Genomic DNA, 21,432 nt, shown 5'->3' with positions numbered 1-21,432 from the left:
TGCGCATCGAGCTGCGCGCATGCAGTACGTTCAGGGCATGCCCCAGCCCGCCAAGTCCTCACGTACACCAGCCACGCCCGACCCGCCGGAGAGTGCCGCGGGCAGCCGCGCCGCCGCCCAACGGCTCAAAATGCGCCGGGAACTGGCGGCCGCGGCCATGGAGCTGTTCGCGACCAAGGGCTACGAGGCGACCACCGTCGACGAGATCGCGGCCCAGGCCGGGGTCGCCCGCCGTACCTTCTTCCGTCACTTCCGCTCCAAGGAAGAGGCGATCTTCCCCGACCACGACGACACCCTGATCCGCGCCGAGGCGGTGCTCAATGCGGCACCCGCGCACGAGCACCCGCTGGACACGGTGTGCCGCGGGATCAAGGAAGTCATGAAGATGTACGCGGCCCGGCCGGAGATCTCGGTCGCCCGCTACAAGCTCACGCGCGAGGTGCCCACCCTGCGCGAGGCCGAGATCGCCTCGGTGGCCCGCTACGAGCGCCTGTTCACCCGCTATCTCCTGGGCCACTTCGACGAGCACGCGCACGACGACGACGCCAACGACGACCCGCTGCTGGCCGAGGTCGCCGCGTCCGCCGTCGTCACCGCCCACAACCACGTCCTGCGGCGCTGGCTGCGCGCGGGCGGCCAGGGGGACGTGGAGGCACAACTGGACCACGCCTTCGCGATCGTGCGCAAGACGTTCGGGGCAGGCATCGGGATAGGCCGCTCCACGGCGCCCAAGCCGCCCCCTACGTCGGTCTCCGCGCAGGGCGAGGTGCTGGTGACGGTCGCTCGCACCGACGCCCCGCTGGACGAGGTCATGCGGACCATCGAGGCGGCCCTGAAGGACCGCTGAGCGCCCGCGACGTTGTGACAACGGCCACCCTGCCCGGGTGGCCGTTTTGGCATGTCAGGGCCCTTTTTCGCCGCGTTCCGAACCGCCATACGATCGATCATCGCTCATTTGTCACGTAAAGATTTCGTCTGAGCGCAATTTCTGGCACCCAGTGCCTTGCCAGGTGACACGGGGTGCCATACGTTGATGTTGTCCGGGCGGCCGGCGTGCAGCGACCTCTCGTACGCCGGCTGTCCCCGCAAGCCGACGGCCTGCGCGCCCGGACGCCTGCGTCACAGGCAACCTCCCGCGCCACAAAGCGCTGCCGGACAGAGCACCACCCGCCGAACCGACGGCAACCCTCATCCCTCAGCAGCACCGACGTAACCCTCAGCGCCCTTCCCTCGAGGACGCTCACCGCCGGAGGCAACACCGTGACCGTGAAGGACATCCTGGACGCGATCCAGTCGCCCGACTCCACGCCGGCCGACTTCGCCGCTCTGCCGCTCCCCGAGTCGTACCGCGCGATCACCGTGCACAAGGACGAGACGGAGATGTTCGCGGGCCTCGCGACCCGCGACAAGGACCCCCGCAAGTCGATCCACCTGGACGAGGTGCCGGTGCCGGAGCTCGGCCCCGGCGAGGCCCTGGTGGCCGTCATGGCCTCCTCGGTGAACTACAACTCGGTGTGGACCTCGATCTTCGAGCCGCTGTCCACCTTCGGTTTCCTGGAGCGCTACGGCCGGCTCAGCGAGCTCACCAAGCGCCACGACCTGCCGTACCACATCATCGGCTCCGACCTGGCCGGCGTCGTCCTGCGCACCGGCCCGGGCGTCAACTCCTGGAAGCCCGGCGACGAGGTCGTCGCGCACTGCCTGTCCGTCGAGCTGGAGTCCAGCGACGGCCACAACGACACCATGCTCGACCCGGAGCAGCGCATCTGGGGCTTCGAGACCAACTTCGGCGGCCTCGCCGAGATCGCGCTGGTGAAGTCCAACCAGCTGATGCCCAAGCCCGCCCACCTGTCGTGGGAGGAGGCCGCCGCGCCGGGCCTGGTGAACTCCACCGCCTACCGGCAGCTGGTCTCCCGCAACGGCGCCGGGATGAAGCAGGGCGACAACGTCCTCATCTGGGGCGCTTCCGGTGGCCTCGGCTCCTACGCCACGCAGTTCGCGCTGGCCGGTGGCGCCACCCCGGTCTGTGTCGTCTCCAGCGAGCAGAAGGCCGACATCTGCCGGGCCATGGGCGCGGAGGCGATCATCGACCGCAACGCCGAGGGCTACAGGTTCTGGAAGGACGAGCAGACCCAGGACCCCAAGGAGTGGAAGCGTTTCGGCAAGCGCATCCGCGAACTCACCGGCGGCGAGGACATCGACATCGTCTTCGAGCACCCCGGCCGCGAGACCTTCGGCGCGAGCGTCTTCGTCACCCGCAAGGGCGGCACCATCACCACCTGCGCCTCGACCTCGGGCTACATGCACGAGTACGACAACCGCTACCTGTGGATGTCGCTGAAGCGGATCATCGGCTCCCACTTCGCCAACTACCGCGAGGCCTGGGAGGCCAACCGCCTCATCGCCAAGGGCAAGATCCACCCGACACTGTCGAAGGTCTACCCGCTGGAGGAGACCGGCCAGGCCGCCCACGACGTCCACCGCAACGCCCACCAGGGCAAGGTCGGCGTGCTGTGCCTGGCGCCCGAGGAGGGCCTGGGCGTGCGCGACCACGAGATGCGCGCCAAGCACCTCGACGCCATCAACCGCTTCCGGAACGTCTGAGGAGCGATGCATGACTGAGCGTCAGAAGGACCGGCCGTGGCTCATGCGCACGTACGCCGGTCACTCCACGGCCGAGGCGTCCAACGAGTTGTACCGGCGCAACCTCGCCAAGGGGCAGACGGGTCTGTCGGTGGCGTTCGACCTGCCGACGCAGACCGGCTACGACTCCGACCACATCCTCGCCCGCGGCGAGGTCGGCCGGGTCGGCGTGCCGATCGGGCACCTCGGTGACATGCGCCGGCTGTTCCAGGACATACCCCTGGAGCAGATGAACACCTCGATGACCATCAACGCCACGGCCATGTGGCTGCTGGCGCTCTACCAGGTCGTCGCGGAGGAGCAGGGCGCGGACATCACCAAGCTCCAGGGCACGACCCAGAACGACATCGTCAAGGAATACCTCTCGCGGGGGACGCACGTGTTCCCGCCGGGGCCCTCACTCCGGCTGACCACGGACATGATCGCGTACACGGTCTCCCACATCCCGAAGTGGAACCCGATCAACATCTGCAGCTACCACCTGCAGGAGGCGGGCGCCACGCCGGTGCAGGAGATCGCGTACGCGATGTCCACCGCGATCGCGGTTCTCGATGCCGTGCGCGACTCGGGGCAGGTCCCCCAGGAGAAGTTCGGGGACGTCGTGGCCCGTATCTCCTTCTTCGTGAACGCGGGCGTCCGCTTCATCGAGGAGATGTGCAAGATGCAGGCGTTCGGGCGGATCTGGGACCAGATCACGCGCGAGCGGTACGGCATCGAGAACCCCAAACAGCGCCGCTTCCGCTACGGCGTCCAGGTGAACTCCCTCGGCCTGACGGAGGCGCAGCCGGAGAACAACGTCCAGCGCATCGTCCTGGAGATGCTGGCCGTGACGCTCTCGAAGGACGCACGCGCGCGTGCCGTGCAGCTGCCCGCCTGGAACGAGGCCCTGGGCCTGCCCCGCCCCTGGGACCAGCAGTGGTCCCTGCGCATCCAGCAGGTGCTCGCACACGAGAGCGACCTACTGGAGTACGACGACATCTTCGAGGGCTCGAAGGTGATCGAGGCGAAGGTCGGCGAACTCGTCGAGGAGTCCCTCGCCGAGATCGACCGCATCCAGGAGATGGGCGGCGCGATGGCGGCCGTCGAGTCCGGCTACCTCAAGTCGCAGCTGGTCGCCTCGCACGCGGAGCGCCGGGCGCGCATCGAGTCCGGCGAGGAGAAGATCGTCGGCGTGAACATCCACGAGACGACCGAGCCGAACCCGCTGACCGCCGACCTGGACACCGCGATCCAGACGGTCGACCCGGCGGTCGAGGCCCGGGTCGTCGCCTCGCTGCAGAACTGGCGCGACACCCGGTACCAGCCGCCCTTCAACCACCCCCGCCCCTGCAAGGCGCTGGAACGGCTGAAGGAGGCCGCCAAGGGCACCGGCAACCTGATGGAGGCCACCCTGGAGTGCGCCCGCGCCGGGGTCACGACCGGCGAGTGGGCCGGGGCGCTGCGCGAGGTGTTCGGTGAGTTCCGCGCGCCGACGGGCGTGTCGTCGGCGCCGGTGGTGGTCGCCGCCGAGCAGGGCGGCGCGCTGTCCGAGGTGCGCCGCACGGTGGAGCTGACGGCTCGGGACCTGGGCGTCGGCAAGCTGCGCTTCCTGGTCGGCAAGCCGGGCCTGGACGGGCACTCCAACGGCGCCGAGCAGATCGCCGTCCGCGCGCGTGACGCCGGCTTCGAGGTGGTCTACCAGGGCATCCGGCTGACGCCCGAACAGATCGTGGACGCGGCCCTCGCGGAGGACGTGCACGCCGTGGGCCTGTCGATCCTCTCCGGCTCGCACGCCCAGCTGGTGCCCGACGTGCTGGAGCGACTTCGTGTGGCCGGTGCCACAGATATACCGGTGATCGCCGGTGGCATCATCCCGAATGGTGACGCCGAACAGCTGCGGGCCGCGGGAGTCGCCGCGGTCTTCACTCCGAAGGATTTCGACATCACCGGGATCATCGGCCGGATCGTCGACGAGATCCGCAAAGCGAACAAGCTCGACCCCCTGGAGGTCCCCGCATGACGACCGTCAACCGCCTTCGCCCCCGGCGTTCCTGCCTGGCCGTACCGGGCTCGAACCCGCGGTTCCTGGAGAAGGCGCAGGGCCTCCCGGCGGACCAGGTCTTCCTGGACCTGGAGGACGCGTGCGCCCCGCTCGCCAAGCCCGAGGCGCGGCACACCATCGTCAAGTTCCTCAACGAGGGCGACTGGACGGGCAAGACCCGGGTCGTACGCGTCAACGACTGGACGACGGAGTGGACGTACCGCGACGTCGTCACGGTCGTCGAGGGCGCGGGTCCGAACCTGGACTGCATCATGCTGCCGAAGGTCCAGAACGCCCAGCAGGTCGTCGCGCTGGACCTGCTGCTGACGCAGATCGAGAAGACGATGGGCTTCGAGGTCGGCCGGATCGGCATCGAGGCGCAGATCGAGAACGCGCAGGGCCTGAACAACGTCAACGAGATCGCGCAGGCCTCTCCGCGCATCGAGACCATCATCTTCGGCCCGGCCGACTTCATGGCGTCGATCAACATGAAGTCGCTGGTCGTGGGCGAGCAGCCGCCCGGCTACCCGGCGGACGCCTACCACTACATCCTGATGAAGATCCTGATGGCCGCCCGCGCCAACGACCTCCAGGCGATCGACGGCCCCTACCTGCAGATCAAGAACGTCGACGGCTTCCGCGAGGTGGCCGGCCGCGCCGCCGCGCTCGGCTTCGACGGCAAGTGGGTGCTGCACCCGGGGCAGGTCGAGGCGGCCAACGAGGTGTTCTCGCCCTCCCAGGAGGACTACGACCACGCCGAGCTGATCCTGGACGCGTACGACTACTACACGTCCGAGGCGGGCGGCAAGAAGGGCTCCGCGATGCTCGGTGACGAGATGATCGACGAGGCCAGCCGCAAGATGGCCCTGGTCATCGCGGGCAAGGGACGCGCCGCCGGCATGCGGCGCACCAGCACCTTCGAGACCCCGGAGGCGTGACGGCCATGCAGTTCGGACGCACCTACGAGGAGTTCGAGGTCGGGGCGACGTACAAGCACTGGCCGGGCAAGACGGTCACCGAGTACGACGACCACCTGTTCTGCCTCCTCACCATGAACCACCACCCGCTCCACATGGACACCAACTACGCGGAGAAGACGACGGACTTCGGCAGGAACGTCGTCGTCGGGAACTACGTCTACTCCCTGCTGCTCGGCATGTCCGTCCCGGACATCTCCGGCAAGGCGATCGCCAACCTGGAGATCGAGTCGCTCAAGCACGTGGCGCCGACCTTCCACGGCGACACGATCTACGGCGAGACGACCGTGCTCGACAAGTGGCCGTCGAAGTCGAAGAACGACCGCGGCATCGTCCACGTCGAGACCAAGGGGTACAAGCAGGACGGCACGCTGGTCTGCGTGTTCCGCCGCAAGGTGATGGTCCCCACCGAGACGTACATCAAGGAGCGCGGCGGCGAGCAGCCGGGCCGCCCCGAGCTGAGGGAACAGGGGAAGTAGCGATGGCGCGACTCGCCCAGACCGCCGGTCTGACCGACATCCAGCAGGAGATCCTGTCCACCGTCCGGGACTTCGTGGACAAGGAGATCATTCCGGTCGCCACGGAGCTGGAGCACCGCGACGAGTACCCGCAGGCGATCGTCGACGGCCTCAAGGAGCTGGGCCTGTTCGGCCTGATGATCCCCGAGGAGTACGGGGGCCTGGGCGAGTCGCTGCTGACGTACGCCCTGTGCGTCGAGGAGATCGCCCGCGGCTGGATGTCGGTGTCCGGCATCATCAACACGCACTTCATCGTGGCGTACATGCTCAAGCAGCACGGCACGCAGGAGCAGAAGGACCACTTCCTGCCCCGGATGGCGGCCGGCGAGATCCGCGGCGCCTTCTCCATGTCGGAGCCGGGTCTGGGCTCGGACGTGTCGGCCATCACGTCGAAGGCCGTCCGGGACGGGGACGAGTTCGTCCTGAACGGTCAGAAGATGTGGCTGACCAACGGAGGGACGTCGTCCCTCGTCGCCGTTCTGGTGCGAAGTGACGAAGGTCACCCGGAGGGCACCGCGCCGCACAAGTCGATGACCACCTTCCTGGTGGAGAAGGAGCCCGGCTTCGGTGAGGTCCGCCCCGGTCTGACCATCCCCGGCAAGATCGACAAGATGGGGTACAAGGGCGTCGACACCACCGAGCTCATCATGGACGGCCTGCGGGTTCCCGCGGATCGCGTGCTCGGCGGGGTCACCGGACGCGGCTTCTACCAGATGATGGACGGCGTGGAGGTCGGCCGCGTCAATGTGGCGGCGCGTGGCTGTGGCGTCGCTCAGCGTGCGTTCGAGCTCGGCGTCCAGTACGCCCAGCAGCGTCACACGTTCGGCAAGCCGATCGCGCAGCACCAGGCGATCCAGTTCAAGCTGGCCGAGATGGCTACCAAGGTGGAGGCCGCGCATGCCATGATGGTGAACGCTGCGCGCAAAAAGGATTCCGGGGAGCGCAACGACCTCGAGGCAGGGATGGCGAAGTACCTCGCCTCCGAGTACTGCAAGGAGGTCGTGGAGGACGCCTTCCGGATCCACGGCGGCTACGGCTTCTCGAAGGAGTACGAGATCGAGCGTCTCTACCGCGAGGCCCCGATGCTGCTGATCGGTGAAGGTACCGCCGAGATCCAGAAAATGATCATTGGGCGGAGGCTGCTCGAAGAGTATCGGTTCCAGGGCTGACATGTCCGGAAGCGGGGTGCTTTCTTCGAGAAGAAGATCACACCCCGTAGGCACTCTTCGGCCGCCGACTCGGCTTCCTGGCTTACCCAGTTGTGGCGCTTAGCCGCTACGATCGCCGGAAAGCCGCCGTCCCCCGTCAGAGCGCGGCATCATCCGCTACGAAGGTCATCCATGCCCCACAGCCAAACCTCTGCACCTCGCGACAGCCTGGTCGGCGTACGCCTCGCGCGCGGAGCATCGCCGTGGCTTCTGCCGACCGTCGCCACCGCAGCCCTCAGCCTGGCCCGCGCCCGCCGCTCCGGCGCGGCCAAGGCCGTCGCCGTTCCCGCCACCGCGCTCGCCGCGGGGATGCTGTGGTTCTTCCGCGACCCCGAGCGCGAGATCGCCCAGGGCCGGGTCATCTCGCCGGCCGACGGTGTGGTGCAGAGCATCATGCCGTGGAAGGACGGACGCACCCGCGTCGCGATCTTCATGAGCCCGCTCAACGTCCACGTCAACCGCGCCCCCCTGGCCGGCACCGTGACGTCGGTCGAGCACGTCCCGGGCGGCTTCGTTCCCGCTTTCAACAAGGAGAGCGAGAACAACGAGCGGGTCGTGTGGCACTTCGACACCGAGCTCGGTGACATCGAGATGATCCAGATCGCCGGCGCCGTGGCCCGCCGCATCGTCCCCTACATCCCGCAGGGCACGAAGGTCGAGCAGGGCGAGCGGATCGGCCTGATCCGCTTCGGCTCGCGCGTCGACCTGTACCTGCCGGAGGGCGTAGAGGTCGCGGTGGAGGTCGGCCAGAAGACCGTGGCTGGGGTGACTCGCATTGACCGTGACTGATCCCGGGACGCAGCCGGGCTGGGTCCCGGAGGCGGCGGTGGAGGACGAAGAGGAGGAGATGCCCCTCTCTCTGCGCCTGTCGATAGCGGACACCCTCACTCTGGGCAACGCCACCTGCGGTTTCATGGCGGTGTACTTCACCACCACCGGCATCCTGATCCCGCACCTCACCGGCAGCCAGGAAACCGGCATGGCCCGCCACAGCGCGGCCACGGCGGTCATCCTCATGCTCTGCGCCGCGGTCTTCGACCTGTTCGACGGACTGGTCGCGCGCAAGCTGCGCTCCTCCCCCATGGGCGCCGAGCTGGACAACCTCTCGGACCTGATCAGCTTCGGCCTGGCCCCGGCCTACTTCGTCCTGGTCTACGGCATGGTCGCCGACGACGCGCACCAGCGGGTGGCGGCGGTCGGCGCGATCGTCGTGCTGCTCGCCGTGGTACTGAGGCTGGCGAGATTCTCCTGCGTGACGCCGACGAACGGCATGTTCCAGGGCATGCCGAGCCCCTTCGGCGCGCTGACCGTCGTGGCGATCGTGCTGCTGGAGCTGCCCTTCGCGGCGACGCTGCTGGCGATCCTGGGCACCGCGTGGCTGATGGTGAGCCGCGTCGAGTACCCCAAGCCGCGGGGCCGCCTGGCCGGCGCGATGCTCGCCTGGATCGTGCTGAGCATGGGCATGCTGGTGGCCTGGGCCCTCGGCGCCCCCAGCGGCCAGCTGCTGCTGCAGACGGGGTGCGCGTTGCAGCTGGTCATGGGAGCGGTGATCCCCCTGTTCGCCACGGCCCGCCGGGTGAACAACTTCCGTGACAACCGGCGCGAGGCGCGGGCGGCGCAGCTGCCGTAGGCGGAGACACGTTGAGGAAGGGCCCCGGACCGCTGCGGTTCGGGGCCCTTCACTGTTCGTGGGCCGGCTCGTGCGCGGGCCGCTCACGACGCGGGGCGCTGAGGCTGCCGAGGATGGTGAGCAGCTCGGCGCTGCGGCTGCCGGGTTCGGCGGCGGGGAAGACGACCAGGACGAGGCCGTCGGCACCGTCGACGGAGAGCTTGTCCGAGTGCAGGCCGAGGTCTGGCCTGCGGATGGCGCAGCCGAGGGTGGCCGCGTCGCTTGACGCGTCCCCGCAGCAGGTAGCCCTGTCCTGGCTCCTCCACCGGTCCCCGGCGGTCGCCCTGATCCCGGGGACGTCGTCGGTGGCCCACCTGCGGGAGAACCTGGCGGCGGCCGACCTGGACCTGCCGCCGCAGGCCAGGGCGGAACTGGACGGCATCGGGGACCTGCCCGGCACATGACCCGGGCCCGGCGGCGGCCGACCGTGACCTGCCCGGCGCGGACCGCAGGGACGGGCGGGGCGGCGGAACGCGAGGTGAACCCGGCCTTTGGGCAGGGCCTCAGAGCAGGTGGTCCCGTGCGATCCGCTCCGCCGTCCGCTCCAGGAGCGGCCCGGCCTCCGCGATGGCCGTCGCCACGTCGGGCGCGATCTCCGTCAGCGGGTACGCCCGCCGGATCCCTGCCCCCTCCAGGGCCTGGGGGGTCAGCGTGAGCCGCCCGCACACGGCGACGACCTCCTTGCCCGCCGCCCGCGCCGCCGCGGCGACGCCCGCGGGGGCCTTGCCGTGCAGGGTCTGCTCGTCCAGCGAGCCCTCACCCGTGATGACCAGGTCCGCGCGCTCCAGTGCGGGCGCGAAGCCCAGAACGTCGAGCATGACCTCGATCCCGGGCCGGAAGCGCGCGCCGAGCAGCATGGCGCCGAACCCGATGCCGCCGGCCGCACCGGCGCCCGGCGCTCCGGCGTACTCCGCCGTCTTGGGCCCGACGGCCTCCTCCAGCACCTTCGCGAAGTGCCCCAGCGCCGCGTCCAGCGTCGCCACGTCGTCCGGCGAGGCCCCCTTCTGCGGCCCGTACACCGCGGGCGCGCCCTTCGGCCCGGTCAGCGGGTTGTCGACATCGCTGGCCAGCACCAGTTCGACCGAGGCGAGCCGCGCGTCGAGCCCCGACAGGTCGGCGGACGCCAGCTCGCCGAGGCCTCCGCCGCCCGGCGTCACCGGCTCACCGTCGGCCGTCAGGAACCGCGCCCCGAGCGCGGCCAGCATGCCCGCGCCGCCGTCGGTGGTCGCACTGCCCCCGACCCCGAAGACGATCGTGCGCGCGCCGGCGTCGAGGGCGGCCCGCAGCAGTTCGCCGGACCCGTACGTGGAGGCCGTCAGCGGGGCGAAGACCCCCTCCGGCAGCCGCTGCAGCCCGCTCGCCTCGGCCATCTCCACGACCGCGGTGCCGCCGCGCAGCGCGAACGCCGCCGTGACCTCGTCGCCGAGGGGTCCCGCGACCCGTACCTCGCGTCGCTCGAACCCGGCCGCGACCGCCGCGTCCACGGTCCCGTCGCCGCCGTCGGCCACGGGCAGCGCCTCCACGGCGAGGTCCGGCACGACACGGCGCAGCCCGGCCGTCACCCGTTCGGCGACCTGTACGGCCGTCAGCGACCCCTTGAACTTGTCCGCGGCGATGAGTACCCCGCGGGCACCGTCCACAGCGTCAGCCACCTTGTCTTCCCCTCGCTTTCCGGGCCCCGCGCACGTCAGAGCCAGTCGCGCCGCTGCGACCTTAACCGCAGGACGCCCCCGCCGTCATGCCCCGCCCGGTCCCTGGGATCCCCGGGCAACCGGATGAGGACGGTCTGTGATGACGGCCGGAAATGGGTAGACCGGAGCTATGACCCCTGTGGGCACTGAGCCAGAGCTCGCCGACCGCGTCCTGGGGGGCTGGCTGGGCCGGATCGCGGGCAACATGCTCGGCAAACCGGTCGAGCAGGGCGACCTGTGGACGCGGGACCGCATCGACGACTACCTGCGGCAGACCTCCGCGCTGCCCCTCACCGACTACCTCCCCGAGCCGCCGCCCGGCGGAGGCGCCATCGAGCTGCGCCCGGAGTGGCGCCAGTGCGTCCGCGGCCGTATCCACGGCAGCTGCCGCGACGACGACGTCGACTACGCGATCCTCGGCCTGGACCTGCTGGAGACGCACGGCTTCGGCTTCAGCACCGAGCAGGTCGGCGACCTGTGGCTGCTGCGGCTGCCGTACCTGCAGACCTTCACGGCCGAGCGGGCGGCGTACCGGAACCTGGCGAGTGGCCTCAAGCCGCCGCTGACGGCGACGTACGACAACCCGTACCAGGAGTGGATCGGCGCCCTGATCCGCGCCGACATCTACGGCTGGACCTGCCCCGGCGCGCCCCGCCGCGCCGCCGCGCTGGCCCGCCGGGACGCGGTGCTGTCGCACACCGGTAACGGCGTCTACGGCGCCATGTGGGCGGCGGCGCTGATCTCGGCCGCGTTCACCGCGCCCACGATCCGGCAGGCGCTGGACGAGGCGCTGGCCGTCGTCCCGGCGAGCAGCCGTCTGGCCCGCACGGTCCGCCGGGTCGTCGCGCTGCACGAGACCCGCATGCCGTGGGAGGACACGCTCACCACGGTGGCCGAGGAGACCGCCGGGCTGGGCTGGATCCACACCGTCCCGAACGCCGCCGTGCTCACCGCCGGGCTGCTGTACGGCGACGGCGACTTCACCCGCACCATCGCCCTGACCGTCCGCGGCGGCCTGGACACCGACTCCAACGGTGCCACGGCGGGTTCGGTGGCCGGCGTGCTGACCGGGGCGGAGGCGATCCCGGGGCAGTGGAAGGACCCGCTGGAGGACACGGTCCGCAGCGCGGTCTTCGGCTTCGACGGCGTCCGCATCAGCGAACTGGCGGAACGAACCCTGCGCCTGACACAGGCGGAGGCCTGAGGGGTTCGTTCGGGGGCGGCTGGGCAGGGCTTGGCGCTGGGGCGGGCTGCGCGTTCGGGACGACCGGGTGCGGGCCGGCCCGGCAAGCGGGCCGGGGCGTCATGGCCGGGCGCCCCCTTTGCCAGGCGGCCCGTCCAGCAGCACGAGCGGCGCGAGCAACGGCCCGACGGGCCGTCGAACGCCCTCGGCGGCGCGTTCGACGGCCAGGGCAGCGCGGCGGGCGAACCCAGGCAGGCACGGCAAGCGGACCCGGGCAAGCGCGGCCGGCGAACCGGGCAGGCGCGGCAGGCGAACCGGGCAGGCGCGGCAAGCGGGCCGGGGCGTCACGGCCGGGCGCCCCCCTTTGCCAGGCGGCCCGACCAGCAGCACGAGCGGCGCAAGCAACGGCCCGACGGGCCGTCGAACGCCCTCGGCAGCGCGTTCGACGGCCAGGGCAGCGCGGCGGGCGAACCCGGGCAGGCGCGGCAAGCGGACCCGGGCAAGCGCGGCGGGCGAACCGGGCAGGCACGGCAGGCGGCCGGAGTGGGTCGTCCAGCGGCCCGGGCGGCGGTGTCCAGCGGCCGGAGCGGCGCAGCCGGCGGGCGGGCGGCGCGTTTTCGGGCGGGTGTGGCGTGGCGCGGCGCCTTCGGGGTGGTGTGCGCCGGAGAAGGCGGCACCGTGCGCTGGTTACCCTGTCCAGGGTGACCACTCCTGACTTCGCCGCGTACATCGCGAGCCTGCCCCGCGTCCTCGCCGGTGCCGCCGCACTCTTCCGTGACGCCGAGGGCCGTGTGCTGCTCGTCGAGCCCAACTATCGCGAAGGCTGGGCGCTGCCGGGCGGCACGATCGAGTCGGACGACGGCGAGACCCCCCGGCAGGGCGCGCGCCGCGAGACCGCCGAGGAGATCGGCCTAAACCGGGAACTCGGGCGGCTGCTCGCCGTCGACTGGGTGCACGGGACGGCCCGGCCGCCGCTAGTGGCGTACCTGTACGACGGCGGCGTGCTGACCGAGGAGGACATCAAGGCGATCCGGCTCCAGGAGGAGGAGCTGCTGTCGTGGCGGTTCGTCCCGCCCGCCGAGCTGCCGACCCACCTGCCCGGTGCCACGGGCCGCCGTGTGGTCGCCGCCCTCGACGCCCTGGTGAACGGCTCGGAGACGGTGGAGCTGGAGAACGGGCACCGGGTCGCCTGACCCGGCCGGCGTCAGCCCTCCACGTCCCGTGGCTTGGCGTCGACCTCGCGCAGCGCCTCGTCCCGCCGGGCGGTCCTGGCCTCCGTGCGGTGGCCGCGCTCGACGTAGTCGCGCAGGACGAGTTCCACCGCGTCCTGCGGGGTGCCGACACCCGCGAGCACCATGGCCTCGACGACGAGTTCGGAGTCGAGCGAGACGCTGATCCTTGGCATGCGCGGACCCTAGTAGACTGTCGCGGCTAAGTGTCGTTCTGGTTGGTGGAGTTGGGGTCTTCGTCGCCGTCGGCACCAGCCTCCAGGTCCAGCCCGCCGCCGGCCTCGCGGGAGTCGCCGCCGACCACGGCGCCCGTCTGATCATCGTCAACGCCGAGCCGACGCCGTACGACGACCGGGCCGACGAGGTCGTGCGCGAACCCATCGGCGCCGCGCTGCCGAAGCTGCTGCGCACCCTCGCCGGCTAGCGCGGGCCGCTTGGGCCTGTCGTTCGGATCAGGTCGCAGGGCGCCGACGGTGCTGATCGGTGGCGTGATCCGAACGACGGGCCCTAGTAGTGCTTCATGACGTCGGGTGATCTCGCCTGGTGATGGGCATCTTCCTCAGATGAGGCTGGGGGAGGTGGAACGACTCCGGGGTGAGTTGTCGGAGTTCGTTGCCCATGTGTTCGGGTCGTTGCCGCGGCGGGATCAACGGCGGTGGGGCGCGTGTTATCTACGGGGTCTGATGCTGGATGGCCGCCGTAAGTCGACCCAGCCGATGGCCGAGCGGCTGCCTGACGGCAACATGCAGGCCCTGCAACAGTTCGTGAAACGGACGGCACACAGACCTTCCTCCCACCGGACGGCCTCGGCGGCGTGAGCCACCGGTACGCCACCACCGGTTCCGAAGGCCCTATCTGGCGGGCCTGGGGCGGATACCCGAGCGAGCCGCACTGGCAGGCCCGGTTCTCTGTCGGCGCGCCCACCGCCCTCGCCGCGGCTTTCACCGCCTCGCTGATCTCCACCGAACCGCTGCACCGGGACGTGAAACACATCCCCTTCCACACCCGTCGTCACCTCTAGGTCGCACCCGCTGGGACCCCGCAGGCACTCAACCGTTCGACCCCCCGCGATACCACCGTCCGCCCCGCTTCATAGTCCGGTCCGGCAGTAACGGCTCGATCCTCGCCCACTGGGCACAATCAACGACACACATCAACCAACGGTCAGATGATCCGAAGGAAACGCCCTAGCAGTGGGAGGGAACGACTCTGAGGCTACGGCCGCGTTGTGGTTGCGGCCTCGCCTACGCGGGCCTCGAAGCACTCCTTTTCACCGTCGCCCGCGGCAGGTCGAAAGCAGGTCCGGACAGTGCTGCCGGGGCGGGCTTCGGCCATCTCGGTGTAGGCGTAGGTCTCCGTGTTGTCCTTGTCCCTGATGTGCACGTCGTGGGTCGGACCGCCCGCGGTGACCTCCACCCGGTCGCCGATCCGGGTCCCCCAGGCCCGGGCCCAGCTTGCGCCGCACTTCTCGCTGTAGCGCAGCTCCACATGGGCACCGGTGGCAGTGCGGTACGTGGTGAGGGTCTCGGGGCCGATGCCGCACATCAAGCGCATCGGGTCTCGGCCCTCGCAGGCGGCTCCATTGCATTGGGGAGCGAGCGAGTACGGGACGGAGGCCGACCGCGGTTCGTCCTCCGCCGTGTCCCGAGCCGGCAACAGGAAGAGCACCAGTGCCACGCCCCCGACGAGCAGGATGTACACCGACGCCAGCACGACCATGAGCCCGCGCCTGCGATCGCGTGGCCCCCAAGCCTCCGGTGGCTGCGGCGCTTCCTGTAACTGTTGCCGCGGCACCTCGGCGGCAGGGGCGACGACCGCCGCGCGTCCGCTCGCGTCCGACTCCGCGATCTCCCACAGGGCCAGCAGCCGCCCGTTCGGTTCGTTCGCGACTCGGCACAGGTCCTGTACGGCCTGACGAGGGGGCAGGCTCTTGCCGTTGAGATAGCGCTCCCAAGAGGACTTGCTGTACGTCGTTCGCTCCGCCAGCGCCGCCAGGCTCAGCCCCGTACGGGCCCTCAACTCCCGCAACATCGCAACCAGCCGGGCATGTTCCGCAGTCACTTGGGTGCCGCCTCCCGTAGGGACTTCCAGGTATGCGGTCCAATGACACCGTCCACGACCAACCCGTCCCGTTTCTGAATGCGCTCAACCGCGCGTTGCGTCTTCGGGCCGAAGATGCCGTCAATGTCACCTGGCGGAATGCCGGTCCGGCGTAGCAGGCACTGCGCCTCGGCCACTTCGGGCCCCACGTAGGTGTACGCCAGGATGGCGTCCGTCGTGCGGCTCAAGCCCGCGTACCAGCGGCCGTCACGCTGCTCCAGCCGGCAGGTGTAGGTGACCGGCACCAGTTCCCCCGACACGGTGGCCGGGTCCCCCGCGCTCGTAGCGGCGCGGGCGTCCGCGAGCTCGGCGCGGGCGTCGGCGAGTCGCACAGCCAGCAGGAGCGCCGCGGAAACGGACAGCACCAGGGTCACCGCACCCGCCGTTATCACGGCGCGTAGGTAACGCCCGTACGGCTGCTGGCCCGTGGGCGTGTGTGCCCGCATCGCCGGGGCGTCTTCCGGAGTTTCGGAGGAAAGTACGCGTCCTTGCGCCCAGCGTTCGGCGGCGATCTCGTGCAGCACCAGCAGCCGGGTCGGATCGTCACCGCCGACGCGGGCCGTCGTCTCGACGGCCTCCCGGGGCGGCAGCGATCGGCCATTCAGATACCGCTGCCATGACCTCGCGCTGTACCCGGTCCTCGCGGCCAGTTGACGCGTGCTCAGTTCACTGCGGTCCTTCAGCCTGCGGAGACGCACGATCAACTGATGAACCTCTGCCGGCAGTTCAGCAGGCAACTCTTTCCAACGCGACATGTCACCCCCCTTCGCGTTCAGGACCGTTGGTCCGGCCCCCCGGTGTCCCGGCCTCATTCTGCATCAGCAGTCACGGCGTTCACGGAACGGGGTCCCGCCCTCCTACAGAATCAGCCACCACCCGCTCGTCGTCGTCCCGCACTACCGACTCGGCAGGCAACGTCCCAGCAGGTCAGCGAGTTGGACGTCCCGGGACGACGCCACCTCTGTGTCAAACGTGGCCGAACATCGCGCTGAACCCTCATTCTCGTTGCGGAGCTGGCCGATGGGGGCGGTTCCGTTCATCGAACGTCAACGGAGGCGAACGACACGCATGCGAGCTCTCACGAAGGCCTTCGTCAGTGTCACCGCCGCGGTCGGGGTCACCGCCGGTGGTCTGACCGCCGCAGGCACGGCCATGGCGGCTCCCGCACCGGCCCAGCAACAAGTGATCAGTACCGAGGCCGTCGCACCGCTCGCGGTGGTCAACCTGGGACTGAGCACCACCCGGGCGCAGCGCTGGCAGTGCTTGCTGCAGGAAATCGGTTACAACCCAGGCACGATCGACGGGCAGCTGGGCACCAAGAGCTGGCAGGCGGCGCAGGAATGGTTCAACGACCTGGGCCTCGGCGCCGGTGCAGAGGACGGATTCGTCGGACCCAAGACGATCACTGCGTTGCAGAAGTTCCTGAACCGGTACGCCAAAGCCGGCCTAGAGGTCGACGGGATCGCCGGACCCAGGACCCAGGACGCGTTCTGGGACTTCAACGGTGTCAACTTCTGCGCCTGAGTGACCGTCCGGCCCCCGCTTCTCCCGGGCCGGCCGAGCGGCACCGACCCCGCCAACCGGGTCCGACAGCACCCTCCCCAAGGAACGTCATTCACCACCCCGCTCCATGAGGTTCGGCCCGACATACACTCACGACCGCACCGCCCAGCGATGGCGAAACCGAGGAGAAGACACCGTCCGTGCATGACTACAACGACCCGGCTTGGGGGCCGCTCCCTGTCCGCCCGGCCGTACTGCGCTGGCTGCTGCTTCTCCCCCTGACATTGCTCTTTCTGCCGTTGTGGTGGGTCGTGTGGGTCTTCTTCGCCGTCTGTTTCTACGGCGTGGCGTCGGTGGCACAGCTGATTGTCTACATGGTGCCTGGTGCCGAGAACGGCGCGGTACGGGTTCTGGACGCCACTCTGAGCCGGATGCCATTTGTCCCGCTCTGGTGCGTGACTCCGGTGGCACTGATACGCGAGGGCAACACGGCGTACTACCAGGCGCGCGTGGACCGGCGCGTCGAGAAGCAGACCCGCCGGGTTGAGACATCACAGCACAGTCACGAGCACCACCGGGACCTGGACCTCGGAGCACACTTCTTCCGGGGCTCTGGTGCCGGCTACGTTCTGCGCGTCGCCTCGCAGCATGGGTGGAACCTCCATCCGCTGCTGCGCTCGCATCCACGTCGTCGGCTCCGCCTGCGCCACAACGGTCGGCCACGATCGAACTTCGGGAATTGACGGCCCCGGACTGTGCTGTTCAAGGTGGCCCTCAGGACCCGTCAACCACCGGTGAACCAGTCGGCCCTCTCCGTCCGGAGCGGGTGCCGTCTGCCGCACCAATGGATGCGGTCACCTGACCGCCGACAGCGCCGAACTGACGAGGCGGCAGAACGTATTTCTCGGGAACCCGCCGATCTGCATGTGCAGTTCGCCACCAACGAGGCAGAACTGCTCCCCGTCCACGGCAGAACCCATGGGCTGGAGCTGGTCGTAACACCCGTAGTCCGAGTCTGGGACTGACCGGCCCTGGCAGGCTCAACCGCTTTCAAGGAGACGGCCCTGAGAACAAGCGCCCTGAGGTCGCTGATGCCCATCACCGTGCTTGTGCTGGGTCTGACCTTGTTGACTGGCTGCGCCATCGACAAGGGCACAGCACTCGCCGAGGATTTCGAAAGAGACTGGACCGGTACGCCGGACGTGGCAAACATCGGCACCACGAAGAACAACACGCTGCCCTTCCGGGGAGCTTCCACTGGCACACTGACCCTCAAGGACGGCACCTCGACCGACCGAGTAACCCAGCTGGCGGGCGAGATGAGGGACTACGTCGCCCGTCACAACAAGATCACCGGTCGGATCACGGCGGACGGCGTCACCTTCACCGTTGTCGCGGATGAGGAGCGCACCGGCCAGGTCCTGGCACTGTGGCGGGCGATGACGACCGACAGCCAGATGACGGCGGCCGACATCCATGACGCCCCCCGGAAAGAGGCAACCGACCGCTGGCGGATCGAGGTCGCCGCCGTCGATGCCACCAGCGCATTGACGGTATTCAAGGACATGCTCGCCGAGGGAGACCGGTACCGGCCGCTCGCCGGCGTGACGGTCCTGAAGATCAAAAGCCCGGGGCTCCTGGTCGAGACCGACTTCCACGATTCCTATCCCACCGCGGCGATCGACGCATACGAGGCGGTGCTCGCCCAGTACGCGGTCGTCCGCGCGACTGTGCGACGCGATCCGGTATCTGGATCGGCGGTAACCATCGTCGTGGCGGACAGCGCGGACCGAGACCATGCCGGCGAACTCGCCAGAGGGGCGGCACCGAACCTCGGTTCCGCCATCAAGGTCACCAGCGACAACAGCGACTGATCTTTGGCCTGCACCAACCAGCGCTACGAACCGGCGTGGTCTTGACGGGCGGATGGCAGGCCGTCCAACAGTTGCGACTCATCAACGGTTGGATTGCCGATGAGGATGGGCGCGAGACGGTGCGGCGCCATGACGAGAAGGGCCGCCCGAACCTGCTGAACTCGCTGATGCAGTAGGACCCCATGTTGGCCTCTGTCTGTCTCCGGCATGCCCGGACACGAATTCCCCGCCACCCGGCGGGGCACTCCCATGCGCCGAGCAACCGCCCAGCGCCGTCGCGTGTCTCACACGGACGAACCCATACCCACCCTGGGGGACCACACCTTGAAACGCACCATCACCGTCGCCGTCCTGCTCGCCGCCCTGGCCACGCTCACCGCGTGCACCAGCAGCGACGACAGCAGTGACAGCCAGACCAACGCCCGGCCGCCCGCCGGCAGCACCCCGACGAAGGAGGCCACCGAGGAGGCCGCCCCGTCCGTCGGACTCCCCCCTGAACCGACCGGGAAGGTACGCGACGGCCTGCTTGCCGCACTCTTCGACATCAACCCCGCACTCACCACCGACGAGAACGACGCCATCGACAACGCCCGCAACCAGTGCATGGCCATCAACGGCGCAGCACAGAATCTCGACCGGACCGCGCAACAGCGGTTCAGCAGCGGCAAGCACGCGGTGACCGCGGCCGAAGCCAAGCAGATCAACATCGCGCTCACGGACTTCTGCAAAACCGCCTAGTAGGACTCCGTTAGGCGTGTTTGCCGCTTGTGTCCGGTCTGGGGGCACAAGCGGCAACAACGACCGGATTGCACGTAAGTTACCGGTATTGCTTCTAGAAGAGGGCCTCGCCGCGCTCGAAGTCCAGCAGGCGCTGCTTGCGCTCCAGGCCGCCGCCGTAGCCGGTGAGGCCGCCGCTCGCGCCGATCACCCGGTGGCAGGGGACGATGATGCCGATGGGGTTCTTGCCGTTGGCGAGGCCGACCGCTCGGGAGGCGTGGGGGTTGCCCAGGGCCTCGGCCAGTTCGCCGTACGTGCGGGTCTCGCCGTACGGGATGCGGCGCAGCTGGTCCCACACGGAGCGCTGGAACGGCGTGCCGTTGAGGCGCAGGTCGACGGTGAACTCCTTCAACGCACCGCCGAAGTAGGCCATCAGCTGGTCGGCGGCCTCACCGAAGGGCGTGTCGTCCGGCTCGCCGAAGGTCTCCTCCGCGGGGCGGTGGCGCTGGTCGCTCATGTAGAGGCCGCACAGGACGCCGTCCTCGGCGACGAGGGTGAGGGGGCCGTACGGGCTGTCGACGACGGTGTGCTGTCGCATCGTGGGTCCTTACACGGGAAGGAAGTTGATCGGGTGGCTGTCGGTCGCCCACAGGTACTGCACGGCGTACGCCCGCCAGGGGCGCCACGCCGCCGCGCGCGCGGTGAGCGCGGCCGGCGTGGACGGCAGGCCCAGCTGCCCCGCCGCGCGGCGGATGCCGAGGTCGGTGGGGAGGAAGGCGTCCGGGTCGCCGAGCGCGCGCATCGCGATGACGTCGGCCGTCCAGGGGCCGAAGCCGGGCAGGGCCAGCAGCTGGGCGCGGGTCCTGGGCCAGTCGCTCGCCACGCCGAGGTGGAGCGATCCGTCGGCGAGCCGGCCGACAAGGGTGGTGAAGGTCGTCCGCCGGGTGCGGGGCATGGCGAGCGAGGCGGGGTCGACGGCGGCCAGCGCCCGCGGTGACGGGAACAGGTGGGTGAGGCCGCCCTCGGGGTCGTCGACCGCCTCGCCGTGCGCGGTGACCAGCCGGGCGGCGTGGGTGCGGGCGGCGGCGGTGGAGACCTGCTGGCCCAGCACCGCCCGCACGGCGAACTCGGCCTCGTCGACCGTGCGCGGCACCCGCCGTCCCGGCGCCTTGTCCACCAGCGGCGCCAGCACCGGATCGGCCCGCAACTGGTCGTCGACGGCGGCCGGGTCGGCGTCCAGGTCGAGCATCCGGCGGCAGCGGCTGATCGCGACGGGCAGATCGCGCAGGTCGGCGAGGGTCAGGCGGCAGGCGATGTGGTCGGGCCGCGGGGTGAGCGCCACGATGCCGTGGCCGTAGGGCAGGCGGAGCGTGCGGCGGTAGGCGCCGTCGCGCCATTCCTCGACGCCGGGCACGGCGGTCGCGGCGAGGTGGCCGAAGAGGTTGTCGGGGTTGAGCGGGGCGCGGAACGGCAGGCGCAGGGACAACGCCCCCGGGGTGCCCGCCGCGAGCCCTCGTGGGCTGCGTGCGCGCAGGTCGCTGGGGGTGAGGGCGTAGACCTCGCGGACGGTGTCGTTGAAGGTGCGGATGGAGGAGAAGCCGGCGGCGAAGGCGATCTGCGCCATGGGCAGGGCGGTCGTCTCGATCAGCAGCCGGGCCGTCTGGGCGCGCTGGGCGCGGGCCAGGGCGAGCGGGCCCGCGCCGAGTTCGGCGAGCAGCTGGCGTTCGATCTGCCGGGAGCTGTAGCCCAGCCGGGCGGCGAGGCCGGGGACGCCCTCGCGGTCCACGACGCCGTCGGCGATCAGCCGCATGGCGCGGGCCACCAGGTCGGCGCGCTGGTTCCACTCCGGGGAGCCGGGGCTGGTGTCCGGGCGGCAGCGCTTGCACGCCCGGAAGCCGGCCTGCTGACAGGCCGCCGCGCTCGGGTGGAACACCATGTTCCGCGGCTTGGGCGGGACCACCGGGCAGCTGGGCCGGCAGTAGATCCCGGTGGTCAGGACGGCGGTGAAGAACCAGCCGTCGAAGCGCGCGTCCTTGGCCTGGACGGCGCGCAGACAGCGATCGGTGTCGGTGTGCATCCCCTGGTGCATGCGTCCAGCTT

At 70.0% G+C, this 21,432-nt stretch carries 22 protein-coding genes and 2 pseudogenes; 18 read left to right on the top strand and 6 right to left on the bottom strand.

Features of this window, described 5'->3' with window-relative positions; translation table 11 throughout:
- Window positions 1-37: 37 nt before the first annotated feature.
- From IPT68_RS30335 to IPT68_RS35255, 9 genes are all read left to right on the top strand, one after another.
- A complete protein-coding gene (locus tag IPT68_RS30335; RefSeq protein ID WP_189699799.1) occupies window positions 38-847 on the top strand; it encodes a TetR family transcriptional regulator in 810 nt (269 codons plus the stop codon).
- A gap of 419 nt (window positions 848-1,266) precedes the next feature.
- The gene (gene ccrA, locus IPT68_RS30330) at window positions 1,267-2,604 is read left to right on the top strand and encodes a crotonyl-CoA carboxylase/reductase (protein ID WP_189699971.1); all 1,338 of its coding nucleotides are present in this window, start codon (window positions 1,267-1,269) and stop codon (window positions 2,602-2,604) included.
- Between the two features lie 10 nt (window positions 2,605-2,614).
- Window positions 2,615-4,642, top strand: coding sequence for a protein meaA (locus IPT68_RS30325; protein WP_189699800.1), 2,028 nt, complete (start codon window positions 2,615-2,617; stop codon window positions 4,640-4,642).
- Window positions 4,639-5,601: an HpcH/HpaI aldolase/citrate lyase family protein gene (locus IPT68_RS30320; RefSeq protein ID WP_189699801.1), complete on the top strand. Its 963-nt coding sequence runs from the start codon at window positions 4,639-4,641 to the stop codon at window positions 5,599-5,601. The genes IPT68_RS30325 and IPT68_RS30320 overlap by 4 nt, the downstream gene beginning before the upstream one ends.
- A 5-nt stretch (window positions 5,602-5,606) precedes the next feature.
- Window positions 5,607-6,119 (top strand): MaoC family dehydratase, encoded by a 513-nt coding sequence (locus IPT68_RS30315; RefSeq protein WP_189699802.1) that lies wholly within the window; start codon window positions 5,607-5,609, stop codon window positions 6,117-6,119.
- A 2-nt stretch (window positions 6,120-6,121) separates the two neighbouring features.
- Complete coding sequence (locus tag IPT68_RS30310) at window positions 6,122-7,327, top strand: acyl-CoA dehydrogenase family protein (RefSeq protein WP_189699803.1); 1,206 nt, start codon at window positions 6,122-6,124, stop codon at window positions 7,325-7,327.
- Window positions 7,328-7,498: 171 nt separating this feature from the next.
- Window positions 7,499-8,155, top strand: a complete 657-nt coding sequence (locus tag IPT68_RS30305) for a phosphatidylserine decarboxylase (protein ID WP_189699804.1) — start codon at window positions 7,499-7,501, stop codon at window positions 8,153-8,155.
- 58 nt (window positions 8,156-8,213) lie between these two features.
- Window positions 8,214-8,996 carry a CDP-diacylglycerol--serine O-phosphatidyltransferase gene (gene pssA / locus IPT68_RS30300; protein ID WP_189699972.1) on the top strand — a complete coding sequence of 261 codons (783 nt, stop codon included), beginning with the start codon at window positions 8,214-8,216 and terminating at the stop codon, window positions 8,994-8,996.
- A gap of 113 nt (window positions 8,997-9,109) precedes the next feature.
- Entirely contained in the window at window positions 9,110-9,439 is a 330-nt protein-coding gene (locus IPT68_RS35255; protein WP_189699973.1) for an aldo/keto reductase, read from the top strand.
- Between the two features lie 99 nt (window positions 9,440-9,538).
- Here the strand turns inward: IPT68_RS35255 and IPT68_RS30290 are convergent, their stop codons facing one another.
- Window positions 9,539-10,687, bottom strand: a complete 1,149-nt coding sequence (locus IPT68_RS30290; RefSeq protein WP_189699805.1) for a glycerate kinase — start codon at window positions 10,685-10,687, stop codon at window positions 9,539-9,541.
- Window positions 10,688-10,856: 169 nt separating this feature from the next.
- Here IPT68_RS30290 and IPT68_RS30285 point away from each other — a divergent pair, with 169 nt between their 5' ends.
- On the top strand, window positions 10,857-11,930 hold the full coding sequence (locus IPT68_RS30285; RefSeq protein ID WP_189699806.1) for an ADP-ribosylglycohydrolase family protein: 1,074 nt from the start codon (window positions 10,857-10,859) through the stop codon (window positions 11,928-11,930).
- Window positions 11,931-12,610: 680 nt separating this feature from the next.
- Entirely contained in the window at window positions 12,611-13,102 is a 492-nt protein-coding gene (locus IPT68_RS30280) for an NUDIX domain-containing protein (protein ID WP_189699807.1), read from the top strand.
- An 11-nt stretch (window positions 13,103-13,113) separates the two neighbouring features.
- Here the strand turns inward: IPT68_RS30280 and IPT68_RS30275 are convergent, their stop codons facing one another.
- Window positions 13,114-13,314: a type II toxin-antitoxin system VapB family antitoxin gene (locus tag IPT68_RS30275; protein ID WP_189699808.1), complete on the bottom strand. Its 201-nt coding sequence runs from the start codon at window positions 13,312-13,314 to the stop codon at window positions 13,114-13,116.
- A 56-nt stretch (window positions 13,315-13,370) separates the two neighbouring features.
- Here IPT68_RS30275 and IPT68_RS30270 point away from each other — a divergent pair.
- The 3 genes and pseudogenes from IPT68_RS30270 to IPT68_RS30260 form a co-directional block, all read left to right on the top strand.
- Window positions 13,371-13,562: pseudogene (locus IPT68_RS30270) on the top strand (NAD-dependent deacetylase); the annotation flags it as partial.
- A 139-nt stretch (window positions 13,563-13,701) separates the two neighbouring features.
- Window positions 13,702-13,926: pseudogene (locus tag IPT68_RS30265) on the top strand (transposase); the annotation flags it as partial.
- A 26-nt stretch (window positions 13,927-13,952) separates the two neighbouring features.
- The gene (locus tag IPT68_RS30260; protein ID WP_228040036.1) at window positions 13,953-14,159 is read left to right on the top strand and encodes a DUF317 domain-containing protein; all 207 of its coding nucleotides are present in this window, start codon (window positions 13,953-13,955) and stop codon (window positions 14,157-14,159) included.
- A gap of 194 nt (window positions 14,160-14,353) precedes the next feature.
- On the opposite strand, the gene IPT68_RS30255 is transcribed toward IPT68_RS30260, so the two are convergent.
- A complete protein-coding gene (locus IPT68_RS30255) occupies window positions 14,354-15,199 on the bottom strand; it encodes a helix-turn-helix domain-containing protein (RefSeq protein ID WP_228040033.1) in 846 nt (281 codons plus the stop codon).
- Entirely contained in the window at window positions 15,196-15,993 is a 798-nt protein-coding gene (locus IPT68_RS30250; protein WP_189699809.1) for a peptidoglycan-binding protein, read from the bottom strand. Before IPT68_RS30250 ends, IPT68_RS30255 begins: the two co-directional genes overlap by 4 nt.
- Before the next feature lie 313 nt (window positions 15,994-16,306).
- On the opposite strand from IPT68_RS30250, the gene IPT68_RS30245 reads away from it, so the two are divergent.
- From IPT68_RS30245 to IPT68_RS30230, 4 genes are all read left to right on the top strand, one after another.
- Window positions 16,307-16,762 (top strand): peptidoglycan-binding domain-containing protein, encoded by a 456-nt coding sequence (locus tag IPT68_RS30245; RefSeq protein ID WP_189699810.1) that lies wholly within the window; start codon window positions 16,307-16,309, stop codon window positions 16,760-16,762.
- A 179-nt stretch (window positions 16,763-16,941) separates the two neighbouring features.
- Window positions 16,942-17,484: a hypothetical protein gene (locus IPT68_RS30240; RefSeq protein ID WP_189699811.1), complete on the top strand. Its 543-nt coding sequence runs from the start codon at window positions 16,942-16,944 to the stop codon at window positions 17,482-17,484.
- Between the two features lie 348 nt (window positions 17,485-17,832).
- Window positions 17,833-18,615, top strand: a complete 783-nt coding sequence (locus IPT68_RS30235) for a hypothetical protein (RefSeq protein WP_189699812.1) — start codon at window positions 17,833-17,835, stop codon at window positions 18,613-18,615.
- 324 nt (window positions 18,616-18,939) lie between these two features.
- Window positions 18,940-19,353: a hypothetical protein gene (locus IPT68_RS30230; protein WP_189699813.1), complete on the top strand. Its 414-nt coding sequence runs from the start codon at window positions 18,940-18,942 to the stop codon at window positions 19,351-19,353.
- A 94-nt stretch (window positions 19,354-19,447) separates the two neighbouring features.
- On the opposite strand, the gene IPT68_RS30225 is transcribed toward IPT68_RS30230, so the two are convergent.
- Together IPT68_RS30225 and IPT68_RS30220 are read right to left on the bottom strand one after the other, a co-directional pair.
- Window positions 19,448-19,930 carry a methylated-DNA--[protein]-cysteine S-methyltransferase gene (locus tag IPT68_RS30225; RefSeq protein WP_189699814.1) on the bottom strand — a complete coding sequence of 161 codons (483 nt, stop codon included), beginning with the start codon at window positions 19,928-19,930 and terminating at the stop codon, window positions 19,448-19,450.
- A gap of 9 nt (window positions 19,931-19,939) precedes the next feature.
- Complete coding sequence (locus tag IPT68_RS30220; RefSeq protein ID WP_308438805.1) at window positions 19,940-21,421, bottom strand: AlkA N-terminal domain-containing protein; 1,482 nt, start codon at window positions 21,419-21,421, stop codon at window positions 19,940-19,942.
- Window positions 21,422-21,432 lie beyond the last annotated feature (11 nt).

The organism is Streptomyces chromofuscus (assembly GCF_015160875.1).
GTDB classification, from domain to species: Bacteria; Actinomycetota; Actinomycetes; order Streptomycetales; family Streptomycetaceae; genus Streptomyces; species Streptomyces chromofuscus.
Note: the sequence above shows the minus strand (reverse complement) of the source record. Positions and strands in the feature narration are given on the sequence as shown.

Coding starts and splice junctions, on each gene's coding strand:
- IPT68_RS30235 (WP_189699812.1), top strand. CDS start 17,833: ATGCCCATCACCGTGCTTGTGCTGGGTCTGACCTTGTTGACTGGCTGC.
- IPT68_RS30315 (WP_189699802.1), top strand. CDS start 5,607: ATGCAGTTCGGACGCACCTACGAGGAGTTCGAGGTCGGGGCGACGTAC.
- IPT68_RS30320 (WP_189699801.1), top strand. CDS start 4,639: ATGACGACCGTCAACCGCCTTCGCCCCCGGCGTTCCTGCCTGGCCGTA.
- pssA (WP_189699972.1), top strand. CDS start 8,214: ATGCCCCTCTCTCTGCGCCTGTCGATAGCGGACACCCTCACTCTGGGC.
- IPT68_RS30245 (WP_189699810.1), top strand. CDS start 16,307: ATGCGAGCTCTCACGAAGGCCTTCGTCAGTGTCACCGCCGCGGTCGGG.
- IPT68_RS30275 (WP_189699808.1), bottom strand. CDS start 13,314: ATGCCAAGGATCAGCGTCTCGCTCGACTCCGAACTCGTCGTCGAGGCC.
- IPT68_RS30305 (WP_189699804.1), top strand. CDS start 7,499: ATGCCCCACAGCCAAACCTCTGCACCTCGCGACAGCCTGGTCGGCGTA.
- IPT68_RS30225 (WP_189699814.1), bottom strand. CDS start 19,930: ATGCGACAGCACACCGTCGTCGACAGCCCGTACGGCCCCCTCACCCTC.
- IPT68_RS30325 (WP_189699800.1), top strand. CDS start 2,615: ATGACTGAGCGTCAGAAGGACCGGCCGTGGCTCATGCGCACGTACGCC.
- IPT68_RS30250 (WP_189699809.1), bottom strand. CDS start 15,993: ATGTCGCGTTGGAAAGAGTTGCCTGCTGAACTGCCGGCAGAGGTTCAT.
- IPT68_RS35255 (WP_189699973.1), top strand. CDS start 9,110: ATGGTGAGCAGCTCGGCGCTGCGGCTGCCGGGTTCGGCGGCGGGGAAG.
- IPT68_RS30285 (WP_189699806.1), top strand. CDS start 10,857: ATGACCCCTGTGGGCACTGAGCCAGAGCTCGCCGACCGCGTCCTGGGG.
- IPT68_RS30335 (WP_189699799.1), top strand. CDS start 38: ATGCCCCAGCCCGCCAAGTCCTCACGTACACCAGCCACGCCCGACCCG.
- IPT68_RS30220 (WP_308438805.1), bottom strand. CDS start 21,421: ATGCACCAGGGGATGCACACCGACACCGATCGCTGTCTGCGCGCCGTC.
- IPT68_RS30310 (WP_189699803.1), top strand. CDS start 6,122: ATGGCGCGACTCGCCCAGACCGCCGGTCTGACCGACATCCAGCAGGAG.